The following is a 21,043-nucleotide window of genomic DNA, read 5'->3' on the forward strand; positions in this document are numbered from 1 at the left end:
GTCAAGGAAGCGGAACGCAGCGACGGGACACCGATGACCGCCAGACCACGCCAGGTTGTTTCGCAGACAGACCACTACTCGGATCGGCTTCGCAGGCGGGCTCCCAGGCTCCGGCCGGTCTCTCCGGTGCGCAGGCGTTGGGTGGCGAGCGACAGGATCACCAGCGCGATCGAGGCCGCCAGCATGATGACCGAGACGGCGTTGATGAGCGGGGTGACACCGCGGCGGATCATGCCGAACACGAACACCGGCAGGGTGGTGGAACCCGGGCCGGAGGCGAACTGGGTGACCACCACATCGTCGAGCGACAGGGTGAGGGCGAGTAGCGCGCCGCCTGCTATGCCGGGGGCGATCTGCGGCAGGGTGACGTAGCGGAAGCTGCGCCACCGGTTGGCATAGAGATCCAGGGCGGCTTCCTCGAGTTGCTCGTTCATACCCGACAGCCGGGCCCGGACCACCACCGACACGAAGCTGACGTTGAAGGCGATGTGGCTGATGGTGATGGTGGTGAAACCCTTGGTGAGGTCGAGGCCGAACAGCAGCTCGGCGATGCGGATCCCTTCGGAGAAGAACAGCAGCATCATCACCGCCATGGTGACGTCCGGGATGATGATCGGCAGGTAGAGGAGAGCGTCGAACACCCGCTGCCCCCGGAACCGGAACCGCTCCAGCGCCAGCGCAGCCAGCGTCCCCAGCACCACCGAGATGGCGGTGGACAGCAGGGCCACCCGGATGGACACCCACAGGCTGTTCTGGAGCTGCGAGTGGTCGATGAACTGCTCGTACCACGAAAGGGTGAAGCCACCCCATCGCCCCACGTTGCGGTCGTCGCTGAACGAGAACACCACCAGCAGGACGATCGGGGCGTAGAAGAAGGCGTACACGAGCCAGGCCGTACCCGACAATGCCCACGCAGTGACGCTGCCGGGCCGGGCCGTAGCGCCCATCATGGCCGCCTCCCCCGGATCACAGGTTCCGTCCTCCAGCCCGGAAGTAGATCAGAGTGGCGGTCAGCATCACGGTCATCAGCACGAAGGACAGGGACGCTCCAAGGGGCCAGTTACGAGCGGTCAGGAACTGCACCACGATGTAGGACCCCAGCATGGTGGACTTGCCGCCGCCCAGGATCTGGGGGGTGACGTAGGCGCCCAGGCTGGGCACGAACACCAGGATCGAGCCGGCCAGTACCCCAGGCATCGACAGCGGTAGCAGCACCCGCCGGAAGGTCTGGGCGCCCGACGCGTACAGGTCCCGGCCGGCCTCGATAAGGCTCCCGTCGATACGCTCGATGGCTGCGTAGAGCGGCAGGACCATGAAGGGCAGGAACCCGTACACGAGGCCCAGGATCACTGCCGAGTGGGTGAAGAGGATCTCCTGGCGCCCCACACCGAGCGCCTCGGTGACGGCGGCGAAGGGGCCGTCCGACCCGAGAATCACCCGCCACGCGTAGTTGCGCACCAGGAAGTTGGTCCAGAACGGGATCATCACGAACACCAGCATGATGTTTCGAACCGTGGGCGTGCGGGTAGCGATGAAATAGGAGAAGGGATAGGCCACCACCAGGCAGATAAGGGTGGTGAGCACTGCGATCCAGAGTGACCGGAAAAGGATGTCGCGGACGATCGGCTCGGCCAGGCGCCGGTAGGAGTCGAGGTTCCAGCCGGCCAGATCGGTCCCGCCGATCGTGTTCCGGGTCGCCACCGAGTAGATCACGACTATCCCGAACGGGATGGCGAAGAACAGTAGGAGGTAGACATAGGCGGGAAGCGACAGCAGGAACCCCCGCCTGGAGTCGGCTCGCGCGGCAGCCCGCTCGAACTCGGGGGTGGCCTCCGGCAATGCCGCGCCGGCGCCTCCCGGTCCCGGGCCGGAGGGCGGTGGGACGGCGGTCAGAGTCACTCCGCTAGTCCTGTACCACCGCTACCGAGGAGGGCTCCCAGGACACGGTCACATCGTCACCCGCGCCGACCGAGGCCCCGCCGGGCCGGTTCTCCTCCCGGACGTCGATGTGCATCCATTGGAAGGACACCCGGTAGATCAGGGCATTACCGAGGTAGGTGACCTGCTCCACCTGGCCGTCCACGGACGCGTGGTGCTCGGGCGCCCCGCCCTGGCGGTGCAGGAAAGCCTGCTCCGGACGCAGGCTGACCGTAACCCGACCTCCGGGTTGGATGTCTGAGGGAGCGGCGATGGTGACGCCGTTGGTGAGGGTGACCCGATCCGGTCCCGTGACCATCCCGTCCAGCAGGTTGGCCTGCCCGATGAAGTCGGCCACGAAGCGGTTGGTCGGGCGGGCGTAGATCTCCTCGGGCGCGCCGACCTGGAGAAGCCGGCCCCCGTCCATGACCCCGATCCGGTCGCTCATGGCCAGGGCTTCCCCCTGGTCGTGGGTTACGAACACGAACGTGATCCCCACCTCACGCTGGAGCGCCTTGAGCTCGAGCTGCATGGCCTCGCGCAGCTTGAGGTCGAGCGCTCCCAGGGGCTCGTCGAGGAGCAGCACCTTCGGGCTGTTGACCAGCGCCCTGGCCAGCGCCACCCGTTGCTGCTGACCGCCCGACAACTGGTCGGGACGGCGTTGCTCCATGCCTTCCATGTGGACCAGGGCGATGGCGTCCCGGACGCGCGGCTCGACCTCTGCCTTGGGTATCTTGCGCATCCGCAATCCGAACGCCACGTTCTCCTCGGCGGTCATGTGGGGGAAGAGGGCGTAGTTCTGGAAGACGGTATTGACAGGACGCCGGTTGGGCGGCAGGGTGCCCACCTCATCGCCGAAGATCCGCAGGCTGCCCGTGGTGGGGAACTCGAGTCCGGCAATCAGGCGGAGCGTGGTGGTCTTCCCGCATCCGGAAGGGCCGAGCAGCGCGAAGAACTCGCCGTCGGCTATCTCTAGATCGACGCTGTCCACGGCGATGACGTCACCGAACCGTTTGGTGATCTGATGAAGCCCTACGGCTGGAACAGCTGATGGCATGCCGGCCCTTCCGTGGTCAGAGGAACTCGACGGGTACGTAGTCATTCATGCTGGGGAGGCCCCATACCGCCCAGAAGTCCCTGGTCCTGGGTCGCATGACGGTAGCCCCGGAAGTCTCCACCTCATGCGGAGGCGAGGGCACCTGGCACACCCCGTGGCGGGTGAGGTCCATCAGGTCTTCCTGCTTGAGGTCGGCCCGGTCCAGGTGGTCGATAGCGGCCAACCGCCGCCGGTGCGAGCTGTCCTGGAGGTCGGCAGGCCGCTCCGTCTCGACCGCTCGGGTGGCCTCGTCGAGCGTGTGGTTGGTGCGGACCACCGTCTCGGAGGACAGGGTTGTCACAGGTCTGGCGCTGGGCATCGCCTCGATGCTGAAGCCCGTCCCCTCGGAGTCGAAGACCAGGTAGTTGTGTCCTCCCGCCAGATCCGCGTCCAGGATCACGTCCCGGGCATCGGCAGCGGTCTCGGTGAGAAGAGAATGGCGGACCACGGTAGGCCACGTCACCCCGATCTGCCCGTCGGAAGCGGTCAGGTTGGTGATGCCCACGCACACCCCGTGCTCGTTCATACCGATCTGCCCGAGGCACCCCACGGTGGTGAAGATCAGGGCCCGCGGCCCGTCGTCAGGCCTGGTGCGCATCAGGATCACATGGTCGGTGGCCGAAGCGTGCATGTCCCACGTCTGCCCGAGGAAACCGGCCCCTCCCGCCCGGTGGTCCGGCACGATGAACGCCGTACAGTCGTCCTCCACCGTTACGGGGGCGGGGGTCTCGTCACCGAGGTGCGCCCGCACCGTGTCCACGAAGTCGGTGAATCCGCCCACCACCACCGCCTCCGCCATGCTGATCCCGGCCCCCGAAGCCATCGCCGACATCTCTGTGTAGAGGACGGATGACTGCCTCTCATGGGCTTCGAGGCAAGCTTCGGCTAGTTCGAGAATCATCGGTCTACGGACCGGCGCGCCGGTCCACAGCCCCGACATCACCAACCCGATCCGCTCCTCGGTGTACTCCCGGATCTCCGCCGCAAACGTGCTGCCATGGACGCGACCCACCTCGGCAGGAGTTCCACCTACATCCAGCATGCGAATAGGAGGCCGTCGCATCTGTTCCAAGCGTAATGGTCAGAGCCGCCGGACTGCCCGACGCGCTCGTGGTCGCCGCGGCGCCGGCAGCCGACTAGCAGCATCTGGAAGCTTGGCCCATCCTGGTGTCCACAGGGTGTGCCGGGCCGGACCGCCGGAAGGCTCGAGCCGTCCCACCGGCCTACTCACTGCTGTACTTGGCGTACTTCTCCAGCAGCCGGACCGGCTTCTGCAGGGCGTCCCTACGGAAGGGTTCGCCCAACTCCTGGCTCACCTGTATCTCGAGCACGGTGGGCCGCTCTGATTCGACAGCCGCTCGCAGGGCGTCGCCGACCTCTCCCGGCTTCTCGACCACCTCGCCCCGGGCCCCCATGGCTCGGGCGATGGCCGCGAAGCTCGGGTTCTCGAGCATGGTCGCCACGTAGCGGTCGTCGTAGAAGTCGATCTGGTTGCGCTTCTCGGCGCCCCACTGCCGGTTGTTGAACACGCAGGCCACCACCGGGATGTTCTCCCGCACGCAGGTCATGACCTCCGCCAGGCTCATCCCCCAGGCGCCGTCCCCTACGTAGGCAATGGCAGGCCGTTCCGGCGCGGCCACCTTCGCCCCCATAGCCGTGGGGAAGGCGTAGCCGCAGTTCCCGAACATCATCGCCGCGAACATGCTGTTGGGCCGGTCGAAGCTCAGGTACGAGTTGGCCACGGAGCAGACGTTCCCGATGTCGGTGGTGACCATCGAGTCGGCAGGCATGGCGAGTTCCAACTCCCGCAGGGCGGTGCGGGGAGCGATGGGGACGTCCTGCGAAAAGGAGAGCGAATCCAGTTCCCGCCGCCAGGATTCCTTCTCGCCCCGGATCCGGGCCATCCGGTCGTCGCGGGTGCTGTCCGAGGCGAGCTCGACGCCGGCCAGTCGCCGGGTTAACTCGGCGGCCACGGCCCCGGCATCGCCGTGGATAGCCACCTCGGCAGGCTTCACAAGCCCCAGGGTCCGGTGGTCGGAGTCGACCTGGATGATGCGGGCGTCCTCCGGCCAGTACTCGATCCCGTACTGGGGCAGAGTGCCGAAGGGTCCCAACCTGGTGCCCAGCGCCAGGATCACGTCGGCTTGGGACACGATCCGCATCGCCGCCTTGGAGCCCTGGTACCCGATCGGCCCGCAGGCCAGGTCGTGACCGGCTGGGAAGGCGTCGTTGTGGAGGTACGAGCAGATCACGGGCGCACCGAGCAATTCGGCCAGGCCCACGGCTTCGGCCTGCCCACCGCCCATCACGACGCCCCCTCCCACCATCAACACCGGGAAACGGGCCTCTGCCAGCAACCGCGTTGCGGCGGCCAGGCCGGCCGAGCCGCCCGAGGAGCGCTCTATCACGAGCGGTTCTCTGATGTCGAAGTCGGCTTCCCCGTAGAAGAAGTCCCGCGGGATGTTGATCTGCACCGGGCCCCGCTCCGCCATCGCCAACGTGAAGGCTCTATGGGTGAGCTCCGCGATCCGCTCGAAGCGCTTGACCTCGACCTGGTACTTGGTGATCTTCGAGAAAATCGGCATCTGGTCCGTTTCTTGAAAACCACCCAAACCCTCTCCCAAGGAACCGGCTTGCGGGGTTACGGCGACTACGGGCGAATGGGCCCAGAATGCAGCAGCGATGGCCGTGACGAAGTTGGTGATGCCCGGACCGTTCTGACCGATACAGACGCCGTGCCGGTTCGAGACGCGGCTGTAACCGTCAGCCATGTGCGCGGCGTTCTGCTCGTGGGCCACCGGCCAGAACCTGATCCCGGCCGGTTCGAAAATGTCGAGGGCTTCCATGAAGGCCGACCCGACGATGCCGAAAACGTCGGTCACTCCCTGAGCGGCAAGGCTCTCGACAAAGGCCTCGCTGGCGGTCATCCGGACCATCTTCTTCCTCCTCCGTACGCAGCCGGGAGGCGCGCCGGTTCTCTCTTGGACCGGCATGAGACGCCAAGGAGCCGCCTCGCCCACCCCGGCTCCAGAAGGGTACTCCACCCATAGTGATAGGCGCTCCCGTGCCGGCGCCGGTGCGGCCGGAACGAACCGGCCTCGCCGCCGGCCAGGCCCCGCGCGCCGGCTTGCTGACCCTCGAACCCGAACCGCTGGTCTAATCCTGGTGACCGCGTTGTCGAGTTGGCGGCCGCATGCGACCAACAGCCGGGCACCCACCGGCACGATGCACGATGGTGAGTTCCTCTGCACTATTGCCGCTGACGTATGGGGATCGATTCACTTCGTATCAGTTGCGGCTTCTCACCAATACAATGAGAGAAGGAGGGTCGGTGCTGGCGCGCGGCGCGGTCTCGACAGGTCCAATCCTCCGCGGTAGACCGCCCAGCCGGTGATCGCAGCGGCCAACCGGGCGCTACCGGGCGCCATCAACCAGGAACTCCGGTACGGAACCGCGAAGCGCCGCGCCGCGGTGTGGAGAATCGGGCACGTGAAGTAAAGGATAGGTATGAAGGCATGGTGAAAATGAGGCGGGCAGTGGCGCGGCTGGCTGCGAAACGTTGTAGGGGCCATGGACAGTCCCGCGAGGCGACTCTCTCGGTGGCCACGTGACCCGCTTAGACGAAGGCGAGCGGCTACGGGCTGAGAACGAGATGCTGAGGACCCGTGTCTCCCGGCTGACCGAGACGATCCTGCGCATCAGCGAGGATCTAGACCTCGAGACGGTCCTACAGCAGGTGGTCGACGGCGTCCGATCGCTGACAAGCGCTCGTCGCGCGATGCTTACCACGTACAGCGCGGAGGGCGAGCTTCAGGACGTGCTGTTGGCCGGTTGGAGCGAAGAGGAGACCGAGCGGCTGTTCGCTTACGATTCCGGGCCCGCCCTCGTCGCATACCTCAAGGGACTCCGGGAACCACTTCGGACCCGGGACTTTGTGGCCCACGCCGCCGCGGCCGGCTTCCCTGGTTTTCCCGTCAAGGTGAAGGCCTTCCTGGGCATGCAGATCCGCAATCGGGACAGGCATGTCGGCAACATCTACGTCGGCGAAAAAGAAGTAGGCGGAGAGTTCACCCTCGAGGACGAGGAGACCGTGAAGATGTTCGGCGCGCACGCGGCAGCGGCCATAGCCAACGCCCGCCGGTACGGCGACGAGCGGCGGGCCAAAGCCGATCTCGAGGCCCTCGTGAACACATCCCCGGTTGGGGTGCTGGTCGTCGACGCCGTCACGCGGGAAGTGGTCAAGATCAACCACGAGGCGCGCCGCATCATCGGCTGCGAATCCGGAGACGGGGCCGACTGCGCGCAGGCTCTTGGGCGGGTCCAGTTCCGGCGCTTGGACGGAACGCTGCTACCGACCAGCGAGGTTCCCCATGAACGGGCTGCCAGAACCGGCGAAACCGTTTACGCGGAGGAGCTGGTGATCGGCCCTCCATCCGGCGACCAGGTGACCACGCTCGTCAATACGACTCCCGTTCTCTCTGAGGAGGATGACCTGATCGCGGTCGTGGTCACGATGCAGGACATCACCTCGCTGGAGGAACTGGAGCGGCTCCGTACCGACTTCCTGGCGATGGTCAGCCACGAGTTGAGAACGCCGCTGACCTCGATCAAGGGTTCCGCCGCCACCGTGCTGGCTGCCTCGTCACCGCTCGATCCTGCCGAAACCCGCCAGTTCTTCCGCATCATCGAGGAACAGGCCGACCATATGCGGGGCCTGATTAACAACCTGTTGGACCTGAGCCGCATAGAGGCGGGAACCCTGTCGGTCGTCACCGAACCCACCGACGTCGCAGCCGTGATCGACCAGGCGAGGAACTTCTTCCTCAGCAGTGGGTACCGCAACAGTGTCGAGGTGGATGTGACACCGGGCCTGCCGCGGGTCGCAGCGGACGGTAAGCGGATCGTCCAAGTGCTGCACAACCTGTTCTCCAACGCGTCGAAATACTCCAGGGACTGGTCTCCCATCCGGGTTACAGCCTGGCTACACGACTCCCAGGTCGTGATTTCGGTCAGCGACGAAGGCTCGGGCATAGCCAGCGAACACCTGCCTCGCTTATTCACGAAGTTCTCCCGGATCGAGGCCGGGGGAGACCACCGGGTTGGCGGCCACGGCCTGGGCCTCGCAATATGCCGGGGCATCGTGGAGGCTCATGGAGGCCGTATCTGGGCCGAGAACGATGAGGAGGGAAGCGGAACCCGGTTCAGGTTCACGATCCCGACTGTCGACGATTCCATCCAGAGCTTCCGACCCGATCACACGGGCGACGGGGTGGACTCTGAACGAGCGGCCCGGAACAGCAATCGGATACTGGTGGTGGACGATGACCCCCAGATACTGCGTTACGTCCGCAATACCCTCGCCGAGGCCGGTTACACACCGATGGTGACCGGCGACGTGGGCGAGGCGAGCGACATGCTGCAGTCGGAGAGACCACAACTCGTGCTGCTGAATCTGGTCTTGCCCGGAGTCGCCGGGTTCGACTTCTTGACGCGAATCCGTACCGATTCGCACACCCCGGTCATCGTCCTGTCCGGGCGTGGGCGCGGCCAGGACATCGCGAAGGCATTCGAGTTGGGTGCGGCGGACTACGTTGTCAAACCCTTCTCACCCGCGGAGTTGGTTGCTCGTGTCGGAGCCGCGCTGCGCCACGCGGCAACGTACCCGCACGGTGGGGTGGAGCCTTATGCATACGGCGACCTGGTCATCAACCACCTGGAGCGTGCCGTAACGATGTCGGGCAAGCCGGTGCGCCTCACTCCAACCGAGTACAAGCTGCTATTCGAACTCTCCAGGCACCCCGGACGGGTGCTGACCCACGCCCAGCTTCTGCAGAGCGTGTGGAGCGAAGACCACCCGGCCGACCAACGTCTGCTCCGCTCGTTCATAAAGAACGTGCGCCAGAAGCTTGGAGATGACGCGAGGAATCCCTCATACATCTTCACCCGGTCCGGCGTCGGCTACCACCTCGCCAAGCCCTAGGCCGGCTCACCGAGACAGCCATCGCGCCGCCCTGAGCGGTGCGCGCGGATGTAGAGTCACGCCTCACCGGCAGGCGAGGAGGTGAGAGGATGGCCGGGCTCACGGCGGATCAGTCGGACCGGTTCCACGATGACGGGTACCTGATCGTAGAAGATGTTCTGACCGGAGAGGACCTCGCCGCGATCGAAGCCGAGTACCGGAGGATCGTCGATCGGGTCTCAGCCGACCTGGCCCTCGAGGGAAAGCTGCGGCCGCTTACCGGAACCACCTTCTCGGAGTGCTACATCGAGGCCATGCAGCAACTCGACGACATGTACGATCTCTACCAGCACCTCGACATCTCCCTCCCGCTGCTCGAGGACCTCGACCACGGCCACACCATGAACGCCGGGCCCGAGGTGTTCCGCCTCCTCACCAACCCGCGCCTGCTCGACATCGTGGAGTCGGTGCTCGGACCGGAGATCTATTCCAACCCGGTCCAGCACACCCGGATCAAGCCGCCCGTCCGCCATCTGCCGGAGGCGGCGCTCGACGCCAACATCGCCGCCACCCTGTGGCACCAGGACTCCGCCGTGATCGATACCGAGGCCGACGAGACCGACATGCTGACGATATGGCTCGCCGTGACGGATGCCACCCTCGAGAACGGGTGCCTGATCGTGGAACGCGGCAGCCATCGGGAGGAGATGACCCTTCACTGTCCGGGCAAGGTCTTCCCCGCCGAGATCTACATCCCCGAGTCGATCATCGACGACGGCCGGGTCATTCCCATGGAGGTGCCGGCCGGGGGCGCGATCCTCCTGCACAAGCTGACCGAGCACGGTTCCCTGGACAACCACAGCGACGACATACGGTGGAGTTTCGACCTCCGTTACCAGCCCATCGGCCAACCCACCGGCCGATCCGTCTTCCCCGGCTTCATCGCCCGCAGCCAGACCCGCCGCGAGCAGGTAGTCACGGACCCCGAAGAGTGGGCGAACCTGTGGTGGGACGCCCGGGACCGTATCGCCGACGGCTTGACGCCGATGCGCCTGAACGCCCGATGGGAGGCCAACGCCCGCCAGCCCATCTGCGCCTGACCGGGCTCGTTCCCACCCGGCCGCTCAGCAGATCGTGGTGCGCTCCTCGGGAAGAACGAGGTCGATCAGGGCCCGGTGGATGATCTCGTTGGCGCATTCGTTGTTGGGATACACGCCGTGCGCGAAGTGCTCGGCTTGGACGAGGTAGCCGTTCGACAGCGTCTCCTCCACCAGTTCGACCGACTCGCTGAGCGGCGTTGCCGGATCCCGCGGGTTGCCGATGACCACGATCGGTACATCGCCGCCGTCGAGCGTTCCACCGAACGCGGCCCGATCCAGAAGGTCGTAGAACGGGCATGTTCCCGGCGCCGTGAACTCGAGGTGGGCCAGCAGCGGCAGCTCCCGGCGCACCGCCTCCTCCATCGCCGTCTCGTCGGACAGCCGCACGTGGCGATCGAGTTGCGGGTGCAGCACCCAGGAGTCGAGGCAGTTGACGTGCTCCACGAAGGTGGTCCCGCCGTGGCTGTCCCCGAGTTGGAACCGAGCCAACTCTGCGAGGAGGGACGGATCGTCTTCCTCGACCAGTAACGCGTAGCCAATCCAGAGGTAGGGCCAAGCTTCCTCGCTGTACAGCGGCGTGATGATCGCCAGTGCTCCGGCGAGCGGGTTCCCACCCGTAGCCTCGGCCACCGCGTCGAGCGCGCCCACGTTCTCCTTGAAATACCCGCGCGGGTCGCCGTCGTTGTACATCGGGCATTCGGGCTGATCGCACGCGTCGAGGGCTTCCCCCAGCAGCACTTCGAACTGGCGGAGCTCGTCGATCACGTTGGCTACGCGCGCCTCAACCGTGCTGACGTCGTCCAGCGGGTTGTCCGCGCCGTCCACCACCATGGCTCGCACCGACTCGGGGAACAACGTGGCGTACCAGACGCCGAGGGCGGCGCCGTATGACACGCCGAAGTAACTGACCTGATCCGCTCCGAGCGCCTTGCGGATCTCGTCCATATCGTGGGCCACGTACTCGCTGTGCAATAGTCCCGCCGCAGCGCCCATCGACTCCACGCAGAGCAGCGCCGCCTCCTCGGCCGCAGCGAATTCCTCGGCGGCGTCGAACGGGAGTTCCACCTGCGACAGCAGCGCGAGCTGCGCCCCGGGCTCGCCGCACACGAAGGGCGGCTCCGAGCGCCCCACGCCGCGGGGGTCGAAGCCGACGATGTCGAACCGTTCGAGCACCGGTGCGGTGAAGATCACGCCGGGACCCTCGAGCGCCCACGCAGCCATATCGATGCCGCTGGCGCCAGGTCCTCCGGGGTTCACCACCAGGTAGCCGATGCGCCGGTCCGGATCGGTGGCGCGGTGCACGGCGATGGTGAGCGCCAACTCTCCCGCATCCGGGTCGCGGTAGTCGAGCGGCACCGTCACCACGCCGCACTCGAGCCCCTCATACTCACATTCGATCCACCGCACGGTGCGCTCAGGCACCGCAGGGCTCCCATCCGTGCTACCCGCGGCGCTAGTCTCTTCGACCGGTTCTGCCGCGTCTCCTTCGGCCTGTCTGTCCGGGTCGTTCGTAGCATCCGTGCCTGCGACGGAAGTGATGGTGGTCGCCACGCTCGGATCAGAACCAGTCGTCACCGTCGCGCCGGGCGCGGTGGACGTGGTGGTAGCCGGCTCGCTAAGGGCGGAAATAGAGGTGGTGGTGGCCGGCTCGCTCACCGTGGAGGCCGCAGTCGTGCCGGCCGTTTCGGCGACCTCCCCACCGGCAGCATCGTCCTGTGACGAGCATGCCGCTGCCAGCAACACGAGCACCATAACCGCTCTAAAGATGCGGCCCCGATCGAGGCCCATTTCACCACCACGCAGTCGTGAAGTGTCCCGAGACATGATGCAGCCCCCGTGGAGTGGTCCGGTGAACGGCAAATCCTATCCGTGATCCGGGTCTACAGACCACCCGGCTTGCCGGGCTCAGATCCCCAGGTCAAGTGTCGAGGAGCCAGGCGAGCTTCGAGGTCGAGATTGCGATAAGGTCCGGCGGCTCCGTATCGAGCACCCTGCGCGTGGCCACGTTCCCCGCCACAGAACCTGCGATTTTGAAAGCCACACTTTCGATTTCGGGTGTTTTTTGAAAGGCACGTTGTCAAAATTGGAGGGTTCCACAGATTCTCGGCTCCACGTCGATGTAGTTCCGTCGCGGTGATGGCTTCACGGCCCCAGCGACGTGATGGGTGTCACGCACACCCCGTCGGGGCGCTCGAACGCATAGCCGGTGGCGGTCACCACGATCAGCCGCGACGGGGCACCTTGCGAGGCGCTGTCGACTCTGGTCCGGAGCCTGATGAGAGCTTCCGCGGCCTTGTCGATGGCGTCGCGGCCGCCCAGCTTGACCTCCGCCGCCGCCCAGCGGCCGTCCCGTTGGGTTATCACCAGGTCCACCTCGAGACCCTGGCTGTCGCGATAGTGGGAGAGAGTGGCCCGGTTGGCGCCCGCGTACACCTGGAGGTCGCGCGTGACCATGGATTCGAAGAGCCGGCCGGCAAAGCGCAGATCCCGCATCAGGGCAGGCACCCCCGTGTCGAGTACGGCCACCGTCAGGGAGGGATCGGCAAGGTGGAGTTTGGGGGCCTTGCGCGCCTGCGCCCGGGAGGCCAGGTGCGGTCTCCAGGCCGGTACCAGCTCCACCACGAACAGGCGACCAAGCGCATCGAGGTATCGGGGAACGGTGCGCCGCTCCAACTTCGCCTGTTCGTTACCGGGCGCCGTGTCCGCTGCCAGCGTGGTGTGTTTGACGTCTGTAGCCACGTTCCTGGCTATCGAGACCAGCAGGCGCTCCATCTTGAGAGGATTCCGCTCGACACCGTCCACCCTCGACACGTCGGTTCGGGTGATCTCGGACAGGTAAGCCCGGGCCGCGTCACGCGCGGCGTCGACGCTCGCTCCGATGTGCTGGGGCCATCCGCCTCGGCAGGCCAGCCTGAGGACGTGTTCGAGGGAGTAGCCCTGGTCGGTGGCCTGGCAGGGCCCGCCCTCCAGAATGTCGCCGAGCGATATCCTTCCGTCTGACTCGCCGGACTCGAAGAGGCTCATGGGACGCATGCGCACCCGGATGATCCGGCCGGCGCCCGAATGCCTGGTGATGTCGTCCGGAGGGTTGGCGGAGCCGGTGAGAATGAACTGGCCTTTGAGGCCTCGAGCATCGCAGGCCCGGCGCATGGGGTTCCAGATGCCCGGCGCCAGTTGCCATTCATCGAGCAGGCGTGGCGTCTCTCCGGCAAGGATGCCACCGGGCTCCATACCGGCCAAGAGGGCTTCGTTCGCGCGTTCGTCGAGGTACACGGCGCTCCGGGCAAACCTTCGACCGGTCCATGTCTTGCCGCAGGCCCTCGGGCCCTCCACCACGACGGCGGGCATCGTCTCCAGGGCAGAACGCATCTCGCCGTCCACGATCCTGGCTAGGTAGCCGGTAGGCGTGATCGTGTCCGGTACCACCCGCTGTCCTTTCTCGCGATCTCCGCTGTGCAGACCCTGGCAAAGCTATATGCCACTTTAGCGGCGTTCAATATGCCAATAAACCGGCTGGCTTAGCCCAGGCCCCGGTCCGACAGCAATTGTCGGAACCTGTGGCCACATCGGCGAGTGGGCGCAGGTCAAAGGCGGATGTATTCCCGGGCCGATCCGTAACCGTTAACGTGCCCGGCATGATGACGGGGGCCAGGGCCCTGGCGGAGATGCTGGACGGGTACGGGGTGACCCATGTCTTCATGGTGCCGGCCGTCCTACGGCGAACACTTGCGGAACTGGAGCGGTTCGGGGTGCGGCGCATCCACACCCACGGGGAGAAGCCGGCCGCGTACATGGCCGACGGGTACGCCAGGATGTCGGGCAGGCCCGGGGTATGCATGGCCCAGGCGGTGGGGGCGCTGAATCTGGCCGCCGGCCTCAGGGACGCGCATCTGGCCAGCTCTCCCGTCATCGCCCTCTCAGGAGGTCGCGACCCGGTAGCAACCGGCAAGGGTGTCTACCAGGAGGTGGACGACCTCCCCGCCTTCGTCAACGTCACCAAGTTCAGCGCTGAGGTTGGCTCGGTGGAGCGGATACCCGATCTGGTCCGGCAGGCATTCCGCTCGGCGGTGTCAGGCCGTCCCGGCCCGGCCCACCTCCAGTTCGTCGGTAACGAAGGCCAGGTCGACCTCGAGGAGGGAGACCTCGATCCCTCTGTCGAGCCACGATTCGCCTCGGTACCGCCTGAGCGTTCCCTCCCCGACCCGCGGGCCGTGGCGGCCGCGATCGACTTGCTCGAGCGCGCCGAGCGGCCGGTGCTTGTGGCGGGCGGTGGCGTGCGAGCCTCCTGGGCCGCAGGCGAGCTGGTGGCTGTTGCGGAACGGCTCTCCATCCCCGTCGTGACCTCCCTCAACGGGAAGGACACGATTCCAGGGAACCATCCCCTATGCGTCGGTGTCGTGGGCACCTACTCGCGGAGCGCAGCCAACCGGGTCGTCAACCAGGCCGACCTGGTGTGTTTCGTCGGGTCGAGCACCGGCAGCATGACGACCCACTTCTGGCAGGTTCCGGAACCCGGGGTCCCCGCCATCCAGATTGACATCGACCCGGAAATGCTGGGTCGCAACTACCCGCTGCGGGTCGCGATCAACGCCGATGCCCGGGAAGCTCTCGCCGCCATTCTCGGAGGAACCGGCCCAACCCGTGCGAGCCGGGAGGAGTGGCTCGCCACCGCCCGAGGTGAGGTGGCTGCGTGGCGCCGGCAACATCTGGGGCACCTTCGCTCGGATGCGGTGCCGATCCGTCCGGAGCGGATCTGCACGGAGTTGACGGACCTCGTGCCTGACGACGCGTGCGTGGTGGTGGACACCGGCCACGCCGGGATGTGGATGGGCGGCATGTTCGACACCCGCACACCCGAGCAGCGCTACCTCCGCAGCGCCGGACACCTCGGCTGGGCGTTCCCCGCCGCGCTGGGCGCCAAGTGCGCCGCCCCGGACCGCCCCGTGGTCTGCTTCACCGGCGACGCCGGGCTCTGGTACCACATCGCCGAGATCGAGACCGCCGTCCGGTGGGGCATCAACACGGTGACCGTGGTCAACAACAACTCCTCGGGCAACCAGTCCGCCCGCGGCTTCGACCGGGCCTACGGAGGGGAGCAAACCCCGGAGGGACGCCGCCTGTGGACCTTCACCGACGTGGACTTCGCCGCGCTCGCCGAGGGGATGGGTGCGATGGGAATCCGGGTGGAGGAGCCCGGCCAGATCGGCCCCGCCCTCGACCGCGCCCTGGAGGCGGAGCGACCCGTCATCATCGACGTAGTCACCGACGTCGAGGCAATGGCCCCCCTCGCCGTGGTTTGACGGCTGATGCTCCCTCGTGCGCTAGCGGGGGCCGTCCACCGTTACGGTGACGACATCCACCCCGTGGTACTTCTGGTGGCGTACCGACGACGCGTAGTGCTCCAGCAGGCGGAACGAGATCTCCCGGACGTCGGTTATCTCGGAGGCTTCGCCCAGGTATGACAGGCGGTCCTCCAGGTTCTCCCTGTCCGACGCGCACACGAACTCGAGCTCCGCCCCCTCTGCACGGGACCGGGCGGCCACCGCCAGGCGGCGCTCGTCCTCGGCCTGGTCCTGGGCCGTCTCCAGGCTGGACAGGGTCTCCTCGCCGACCAGGACCAGCCTCTCCGCCGAGTCCGAGTCCCACCCGACCTTGGAGGCGAACCTGCGGAGGAAGTCTCCGAGTTTCGGCAGCGTTTCCGAGTCGAGTCCGAGCTCCAACCGCATGCGCCGGGGGCCGGTCACCTCTATGAAGGACGTCATGAGAATGGCGACGATCGCTCCTGACGTCATCCCGTTTCCGAGCAACACCCCCAAGAACCCCTTACCCAGCAGATCGGGGTAGATCACCTGGTTCTGGAAGCCCACGCCGATCCAGAAGGCCAGTCCCGCCACCACGGCCTTGCGATGGTCGAGGCCATCCTGGAGGACGATCTTCACGCCCTGGATGAACAGCAGAGCGAGCAGGACGGCGATGTACGCGGCCGCCACCGGCGCCGGGATACCGATCAGGAGAGCCGTCGCCTTGGGCAGGAACGCCACGGCCAGGAAGATGATGCCGATTACAGCGCCGACCCTCCGCGCCGCGATGCCCGTGACCTCGGCCAGCGAGACGCTTGACGAGTAGGTCGTGTTGGGAAGGGTTCCCGCCAGGCCGGAAAGCAGGTTGCCCGTTCCGTCGGCGTTCAGCGCCCCCTGCACCACGCGGAAGTCGGTTGCCTGCCGGCGGCGCCGGGAAACCCGCTGGATGGCCACCCCGTCACCCAGGGTTTCTATCGCTCCCACGAGCGTCACGACCACGAACGCAGGGAGCAGCGCCCAGAACTCGGGGCCGGGAGTGACTTCCAGTCCGGGCCAGCCGCCCGATGGCACGCCCACCCAGGGGGCCTCCAGCACGGGTCCCACGTCATACAGTCCGAACAGGGCCGCCACACCGCAACCGACGGCGATTCCGATGACCGGCGACCACAGCCGGACCGCCGATGGGGCCCGCAACACCAGCCCGGCCACCGTGACCAGGGTCGCCACAGCAGCGGCCGGCGCGGCAGCCGACGACATTCCCTCGGGTACGTCCGTCAGCGAGTCGAACACGACCGGCATGACCGTGGCTGTGATGAGCATGATCACGGTTCCCGAGACGACCGGGGTGAATATGCGACGGAGCAGCGAGAGCCGGGCTGCCATCAGGTACTGGAACAGGGACGAGACCACGATCAGGCTGGCCATCGTGGCGGGTCCGCCCTCCACCAGCGCCGCGACGCAGACTGCTATGAACGCCCCGGAGGTTCCCATGACGAGCACGTACCCGGCGCCTATGCGTCCCCATTTCACGGCCTGGAGCACGGTGGTCACGCCGCTTACGATCAGCGCTGCGAACACGGCCCAGGAGATGTAGGACTCCGGCTGTTCCGCCACCCTGGCGACGATCACCACCGTCAGGACGATCGGCGCGACGATTATCGTGGCGGCCTGCAGACCGGCCCCGGCCGTCACGGCGGGCGGGGGGTTCTCCTCCGGTTCGTAGCGTACGTTCCGGTTCTCGCGTTCGGCGGCCGCCATCGCCTCTCCTCCTTGTGGTACCCACCAACCTTGCCGTCCGATCGGACGGCACTACTGAGCGGTCTCTCGGCCCCGCTGAGTACGTTCATGATAAGAGCCGGAAGGTGCCGCGGACGGGGTTTGGCGGTCCCTGAGGGCCCAGTTGAGGTTGCTCATTCTCCGTATTGACGCCAGTGGTCGCCGAACAGGGCCTCCTCGGTGGGTCGGTCCTCGGCGATGGTGGTCGACAGGTGGGTCAGGTTGATGAAGTGGCGGTAGTTCAGATTCTCGCTGATGCTGTTGCCTGCCCAGGTTCCGCAGCCCATCGTCAGGGTGAAGGGAAGCCCGTTGGTGAAGCTGCCCCCGTTCCCGATGGCGTGGGCCTGGTTGACGAGCACCCGGACCACGTCCAGCTCGGTCGCAAGGAGGCGGGCATTGTCGACCGAAGCCGTGTAGACCCCGCACGAGTGCCCCCGCCCTCTGACCTCCAGGACGGCCCTGACCGTCTCGATGGCCTCCCGGATGCCGGCCGCCCGGTAGACGGTGAGCACTAGCGAGAGCTTTTCGTCGGCGAAGGATGCGGCGGTGGCCGGCAGCTCGTCCTCGACCAGGAACAACCGGGCCTTCGCAGCCTGGCCGCCCAGCCCGGCGCGGCGGGCGAGGACATCCGCATCCCGAGCGATCATGTCCCGGTTCAGCTTCCCGCCCGCCCATAGGGCATCCCGGATGGCACCCTTCTCCTGCCCGTCGACCACGTAGGCCCCGGCCTTACGAAGCTCGTCCAGCGCCCGGTCGTATACGTCGTCGAGGATCACCAGCGAGTTCTCCGAGGAGCACGAAGTGGCGTTGTCGAAGGTCTTGGAGGCCACGATGCCCGCGGCGGCTTGCCCGAGGTCGGCGGTGCTGTCGATGATCACGGGCACGTTGCCTGCGCCCACTCCGATCGCCGGCTTGCCGCTCCGGTAGGCGCTGCGCACGTTGTTCTGCGACCCGGTGACCACGGACAGGTCGCAAGCCTCCATCAATGCCGTGGTGGACCGTCGGGTGACCGGTTCCGGGAGGATCTGGACCAGATCGCACGGTGCGCCCACGCCCTCCAGCGCATCCCGCATTAGTTCCACCGCCCGTGAGGTGGTCGCGTAGGCGAGCGGCGAGGGCGCGATGATGACCGCGTTGCAGCCCTTGACGGCCATCATCGCCTTGTTAACGGGAGTGGCGGCGGGATTGGTGGACGGCGTGACCGCGGCCACCACCCCGACCGGCTTGGCGTAGATCATCAGGCCTCGGGCGGGATCCTCCTCGATCAGGCCCACCGTCCTGGCCCGGCTCAGGTCCCGGAGGGTGCCGAAGGTCTTGCGGCGGTTCTTGACGATCTTGTCCGCGACGTTCCCGAGGCGGGTGGTCCGAACCGCGAGTTCCGCCAGCTCACGGGCGTGCTCAGGCTTGTAGAGCGACCAGGCCAACGCCGTGACCACCTCGTCCACCCGCTCCTGGTCCGAGTCGGCGAACTTGGCCATCGCCGACCGAGCCCTGTCCACCACCGCGGCGACGACCTCGCCCGCCGAGTCCCCGGCGCCCGGAAGCTTGGTGCGAGCGGTCATACGCCGGGCCTCACCGGTCGGGCAACCGGCGCCGGTGGGCCACCGCCACGGTGGCGTTGTCGTTGAAACCGAGGCTCCGAGCCGTTTCGAGAACGCTCTCGGCGATCCCGGAGGCGTCGTCAGCTTCAGGGTCACAGGCCGACCCGATACCGGCCGGCGAGTCGTCCCACAACCACTCCATGCCGCCACCCTCGGCCGCAAGCGGTTCCCAGGCGCCGTCGCTGGCGATGATCACAGCGTCCGGAAGTTCTGAGTCCTCGAACACCCCGGCCGTCTCCACGTCGACCGGCCCGGCATCGTGGCCGCCGTCCTCGGGCGGCTGGCCCAGGCAAACCCGGATGAACCCGTAGGGATCTCGATGGGGACGACCGCAGCAGGATCCCGAGTAGCCGTCCGGCCCGAGCCACGCCACGAAGGGCATCGTGTCGCCCATCCACCCGATCCGCAGACCACCCTCCGGAGTCCACGCCGCCACGCACAGGGTGGTCATCGGGATACTGTGGGGTCGCTCCCGATAGCCCTTCTGCTGCAACGATGTGGATAGCGCGAGCGCCCGTCGGTTGGCCTCGGCGAACACCATCACCATGTCCGCCGCGCTGCCGATCCGCTCCGGCAGGCCGCCCACGGCCGCCTGTGACGCCTCGTCCCCGCGGGCATGGCCCCCTAGCCCGTCGGCCACCGCGATCACCCACGAGCCGTCATCCGACACCGCCGTGAACATGCTGTCTTCGTTCACCTGGCGTGGTCCGGCGTCGGTCACCGCGGCGACCGACCATCCGTGCGGCGAACGACCAGGCTCGGTCGGCTCTGGATGCGGCATGGATGACATCATGCCAGATCGCAGCCCCCACGGCGTCCGAGCGGTCATGGGAAGAGTGCTGAACCGTCGTAGGATCCCGTTCAGAGCATGAACCTTCCCGGCTACCCGACGCTTCGGATGGAGGATGACCATGGCATCCGGTAAGGAACCCACCGGGTCCGTCTTCGCCTCGGATCGGGAGAGGCGGCTGTGGGCGTGGACGCTGGCGGTCGTGGTGGCCATCTACTCGACCCTGGGCCTGGCTAGGACCCTGGCAGGAGTGCTGCGAGACGAGGGGATACTCGTAGCCTCCTTCGCCTTGGGGATGGTCCTGGTCGGAGCGACGGTTCTCGTCGTGGCACTGAGGAGACGGCCCGGGGCCACGGAAATCGGCGTAGCGCTCGGCGTAGCGGCCGCCTACTACATGGTGATGGTCCGGATGGCGCTCCCGGAGGAACGCACCCACCTCATCGAGTACGGGGTGGTGGCGGTCTTCATCCACGAGGCGCTGAAGGAGCGGACCACCCATGGGCGGCACGTCCCGATACCCGCCCTGGTAGCGGTCGGGGCAGCGTCCGTCGTAGGGGTGATCGACGAGTGCATCCAGTGGTTCCTGCCCAACCGCGTCTTCGATCCCGAGGACATCCTGTTCAACTTCCTGGCGGCCGCGATGGCGGTGGTCTCGAGCGTGGCCCTGTCCTGGGCTCGCCGGCGGCGGGACAAGGCGGGGAGAGAAACCAACCGTGGTTAGCGGGACCCCGACCGGTAATCGACGCTCGTCAGTGAGGACTCGTCGAGCCGACCCGGCACAGATGTCGATCGGCCTCTCGGCAACGGACTCCCCTACGCCGGAAGCGCGATCGCCGCGAGGGTCGCGAGGTCGGGGACGACGAGGTCGGCAATGGCATCGGTTCGCCGCGTGGCGCCTGCCCGGCCGGCACGGTTGACCCATACCGACGAGATCCCCAGTTGATTTGCCGGCCCGATGTCGTGGAAGAGGCTTTCGGCCACGTGCAGCCACGCCCGTTTGTCGACCGCCATGCGGGCGGCCGCGACCTCGAAGTTATTGAGGCTGGGCTTGTAGCTGCGGGCCTGCTGAGCGGTCACCACGACGTCGAAGTCCACATCCAGGGCCTGGGCCGTGCCTCTGAACAGGTCGTCGTCCACGTTGGAGATGACCGCCAGCCGGTAGTGCGCCTTCAAGGCATCGAGGGCGTTCTTGACATCACCGAACACTGGCCAACCGGGCAGGGAGTCCGCCAGCGCGTCCCTCTCTGACGCGGTGCACCGGAAGCCCAACTCCTTCGCGATCATCCCCATCACGTCGCGCAGGACACGGCGATACTCCAGAAACGTCCGGGAGTCCTGCGCCCGGGGCTCCAGGTCTGCGTACAGGGCCAGGATCTCGGCCCTGGACCTTCGCATTCCATGAGACTCCAGCACGTCGCTGACCGCCCTACTTATGCCGGACTCCCAATCGACCAGAGTCCCGTAACAGTCGAAGCTCAGCCATTCGAACCTGCCGAAGTCCACG

General features: G+C 66.8%; 15 protein-coding genes. 4 read left to right on the top strand and 11 right to left on the bottom strand.

From position 1 onward, the window contains the following. Nucleotides 1-74: 74 nt before the first annotated feature. From OXK16_00365 to xsc, 5 genes are all read right to left on the bottom strand, one after another. Complete coding sequence (locus OXK16_00365; GenBank protein ID MDE0374405.1) at nucleotides 75-950, bottom strand: ABC transporter permease; 876 nt, start codon at nucleotides 948-950, stop codon at nucleotides 75-77. A gap of 16 nt (nucleotides 951-966) precedes the next feature. Further along, complete coding sequence (locus OXK16_00370; GenBank protein MDE0374406.1) at nucleotides 967-1,899, bottom strand: ABC transporter permease; 933 nt, start codon at nucleotides 1,897-1,899, stop codon at nucleotides 967-969. A 4-nt stretch (nucleotides 1,900-1,903) separates the two neighbouring features. Further along, nucleotides 1,904-2,974 carry an ABC transporter ATP-binding protein gene (locus OXK16_00375; GenBank protein MDE0374407.1) on the bottom strand — a complete coding sequence of 357 codons (1,071 nt, stop codon included), beginning with the start codon at nucleotides 2,972-2,974 and terminating at the stop codon, nucleotides 1,904-1,906. A gap of 16 nt (nucleotides 2,975-2,990) precedes the next feature. Continuing rightward, a complete protein-coding gene (locus tag OXK16_00380) occupies nucleotides 2,991-4,076 on the bottom strand; it encodes a C45 family autoproteolytic acyltransferase/hydrolase (protein ID MDE0374408.1) in 1,086 nt (361 codons plus the stop codon). A 160-nt stretch (nucleotides 4,077-4,236) separates the two neighbouring features. After that, nucleotides 4,237-5,949 carry a sulfoacetaldehyde acetyltransferase gene (gene xsc / locus OXK16_00385; protein MDE0374409.1) on the bottom strand — a complete coding sequence of 571 codons (1,713 nt, stop codon included), beginning with the start codon at nucleotides 5,947-5,949 and terminating at the stop codon, nucleotides 4,237-4,239. Nucleotides 5,950-6,620: 671 nt separating this feature from the next. On the opposite strand from xsc, the gene OXK16_00390 reads away from it, so the two are divergent. Both OXK16_00390 and OXK16_00395 read left to right on the top strand, forming a co-directional pair. Continuing rightward, nucleotides 6,621-8,993 (top strand): ATP-binding protein, encoded by a 2,373-nt coding sequence (locus OXK16_00390; protein MDE0374410.1) that lies wholly within the window; start codon nucleotides 6,621-6,623, stop codon nucleotides 8,991-8,993. Nucleotides 8,994-9,082: 89 nt separating this feature from the next. Beyond that, nucleotides 9,083-10,072: a phytanoyl-CoA dioxygenase family protein gene (locus OXK16_00395; GenBank protein MDE0374411.1), complete on the top strand. Its 990-nt coding sequence runs from the start codon at nucleotides 9,083-9,085 to the stop codon at nucleotides 10,070-10,072. 24 nt (nucleotides 10,073-10,096) lie between these two features. Here OXK16_00395 and OXK16_00400 read toward each other — a convergent pair whose 3' ends face one another. Together OXK16_00400 and OXK16_00405 are read right to left on the bottom strand one after the other, a co-directional pair. Next, nucleotides 10,097-11,494 (bottom strand): alpha/beta fold hydrolase, encoded by a 1,398-nt coding sequence (locus OXK16_00400; protein MDE0374412.1) that lies wholly within the window; start codon nucleotides 11,492-11,494, stop codon nucleotides 10,097-10,099. A 720-nt stretch (nucleotides 11,495-12,214) separates the two neighbouring features. Further along, nucleotides 12,215-13,498 (bottom strand): DUF4143 domain-containing protein, encoded by a 1,284-nt coding sequence (locus tag OXK16_00405; protein MDE0374413.1) that lies wholly within the window; start codon nucleotides 13,496-13,498, stop codon nucleotides 12,215-12,217. 209 nt (nucleotides 13,499-13,707) lie between these two features. Between OXK16_00405 and OXK16_00410 the strand changes: the two genes are divergently transcribed. Then, nucleotides 13,708-15,372, top strand: a complete 1,665-nt coding sequence (locus OXK16_00410; GenBank protein ID MDE0374414.1) for a thiamine pyrophosphate-binding protein — start codon at nucleotides 13,708-13,710, stop codon at nucleotides 15,370-15,372. A gap of 21 nt (nucleotides 15,373-15,393) precedes the next feature. Here the strand turns inward: OXK16_00410 and OXK16_00415 are convergent, their stop codons facing one another. The 3 genes from OXK16_00415 to OXK16_00425 form a co-directional block, all read right to left on the bottom strand. Next, the gene (locus OXK16_00415) at nucleotides 15,394-17,130 is read right to left on the bottom strand and encodes a hypothetical protein (GenBank protein MDE0374415.1); all 1,737 of its coding nucleotides are present in this window, start codon (nucleotides 17,128-17,130) and stop codon (nucleotides 15,394-15,396) included. Nucleotides 17,131-17,282: 152 nt separating this feature from the next. Then, entirely contained in the window at nucleotides 17,283-18,710 is a 1,428-nt protein-coding gene (locus tag OXK16_00420; protein MDE0374416.1) for an aldehyde dehydrogenase family protein, read from the bottom strand. A 10-nt stretch (nucleotides 18,711-18,720) separates the two neighbouring features. Then, nucleotides 18,721-19,446, bottom strand: a complete 726-nt coding sequence (locus tag OXK16_00425) for a protein phosphatase 2C domain-containing protein (protein ID MDE0374417.1) — start codon at nucleotides 19,444-19,446, stop codon at nucleotides 18,721-18,723. A gap of 214 nt (nucleotides 19,447-19,660) precedes the next feature. Between OXK16_00425 and OXK16_00430 the strand changes: the two genes are divergently transcribed. Then, on the top strand, nucleotides 19,661-20,260 hold the full coding sequence (locus tag OXK16_00430; GenBank protein MDE0374418.1) for a VanZ family protein: 600 nt from the start codon (nucleotides 19,661-19,663) through the stop codon (nucleotides 20,258-20,260). A gap of 92 nt (nucleotides 20,261-20,352) precedes the next feature. On the opposite strand, the gene OXK16_00435 is transcribed toward OXK16_00430, so the two are convergent. Continuing rightward, nucleotides 20,353-21,042, bottom strand: coding sequence for a haloacid dehalogenase type II (locus OXK16_00435; GenBank protein MDE0374419.1), 690 nt, complete (start codon nucleotides 21,040-21,042; stop codon nucleotides 20,353-20,355). Nucleotide 21,043: the final 1 nt, after the last annotated feature.

The organism is bacterium (assembly GCA_028821235.1).
Lineage (GTDB): Bacteria > Actinomycetota > Acidimicrobiia > Spongiisociales > Spongiisociaceae > Spongiisocius.

What these genes read in the sequence shown, in the direction of transcription:
- OXK16_00375 (MDE0374407.1), bottom strand. Translation starts at nt 2,974, where the DNA reads ATGCCATCAGCTGTTCCAGCCGTAGGGCTTCATCAGATCACCAAACGG.
- OXK16_00430 (MDE0374418.1), top strand. Translation starts at nt 19,661, where the DNA reads ATGGCATCCGGTAAGGAACCCACCGGGTCCGTCTTCGCCTCGGATCGG.
- OXK16_00365 (MDE0374405.1), bottom strand. Translation starts at nt 950, where the DNA reads ATGATGGGCGCTACGGCCCGGCCCGGCAGCGTCACTGCGTGGGCATTG.
- OXK16_00415 (MDE0374415.1), bottom strand. Translation starts at nt 17,130, where the DNA reads ATGGCGGCCGCCGAACGCGAGAACCGGAACGTACGCTACGAACCGGAG.
- OXK16_00380 (MDE0374408.1), bottom strand. Translation starts at nt 4,076, where the DNA reads ATGCGACGGCCTCCTATTCGCATGCTGGATGTAGGTGGAACTCCTGCC.
- OXK16_00410 (MDE0374414.1), top strand. Translation starts at nt 13,708, where the DNA reads ATGATGACGGGGGCCAGGGCCCTGGCGGAGATGCTGGACGGGTACGGG.
- OXK16_00395 (MDE0374411.1), top strand. Translation starts at nt 9,083, where the DNA reads ATGGCCGGGCTCACGGCGGATCAGTCGGACCGGTTCCACGATGACGGG.
- OXK16_00420 (MDE0374416.1), bottom strand. Translation starts at nt 18,710, where the DNA reads ATGACCGCTCGCACCAAGCTTCCGGGCGCCGGGGACTCGGCGGGCGAG.
- xsc (MDE0374409.1), bottom strand. Translation starts at nt 5,949, where the DNA reads ATGGTCCGGATGACCGCCAGCGAGGCCTTTGTCGAGAGCCTTGCCGCT.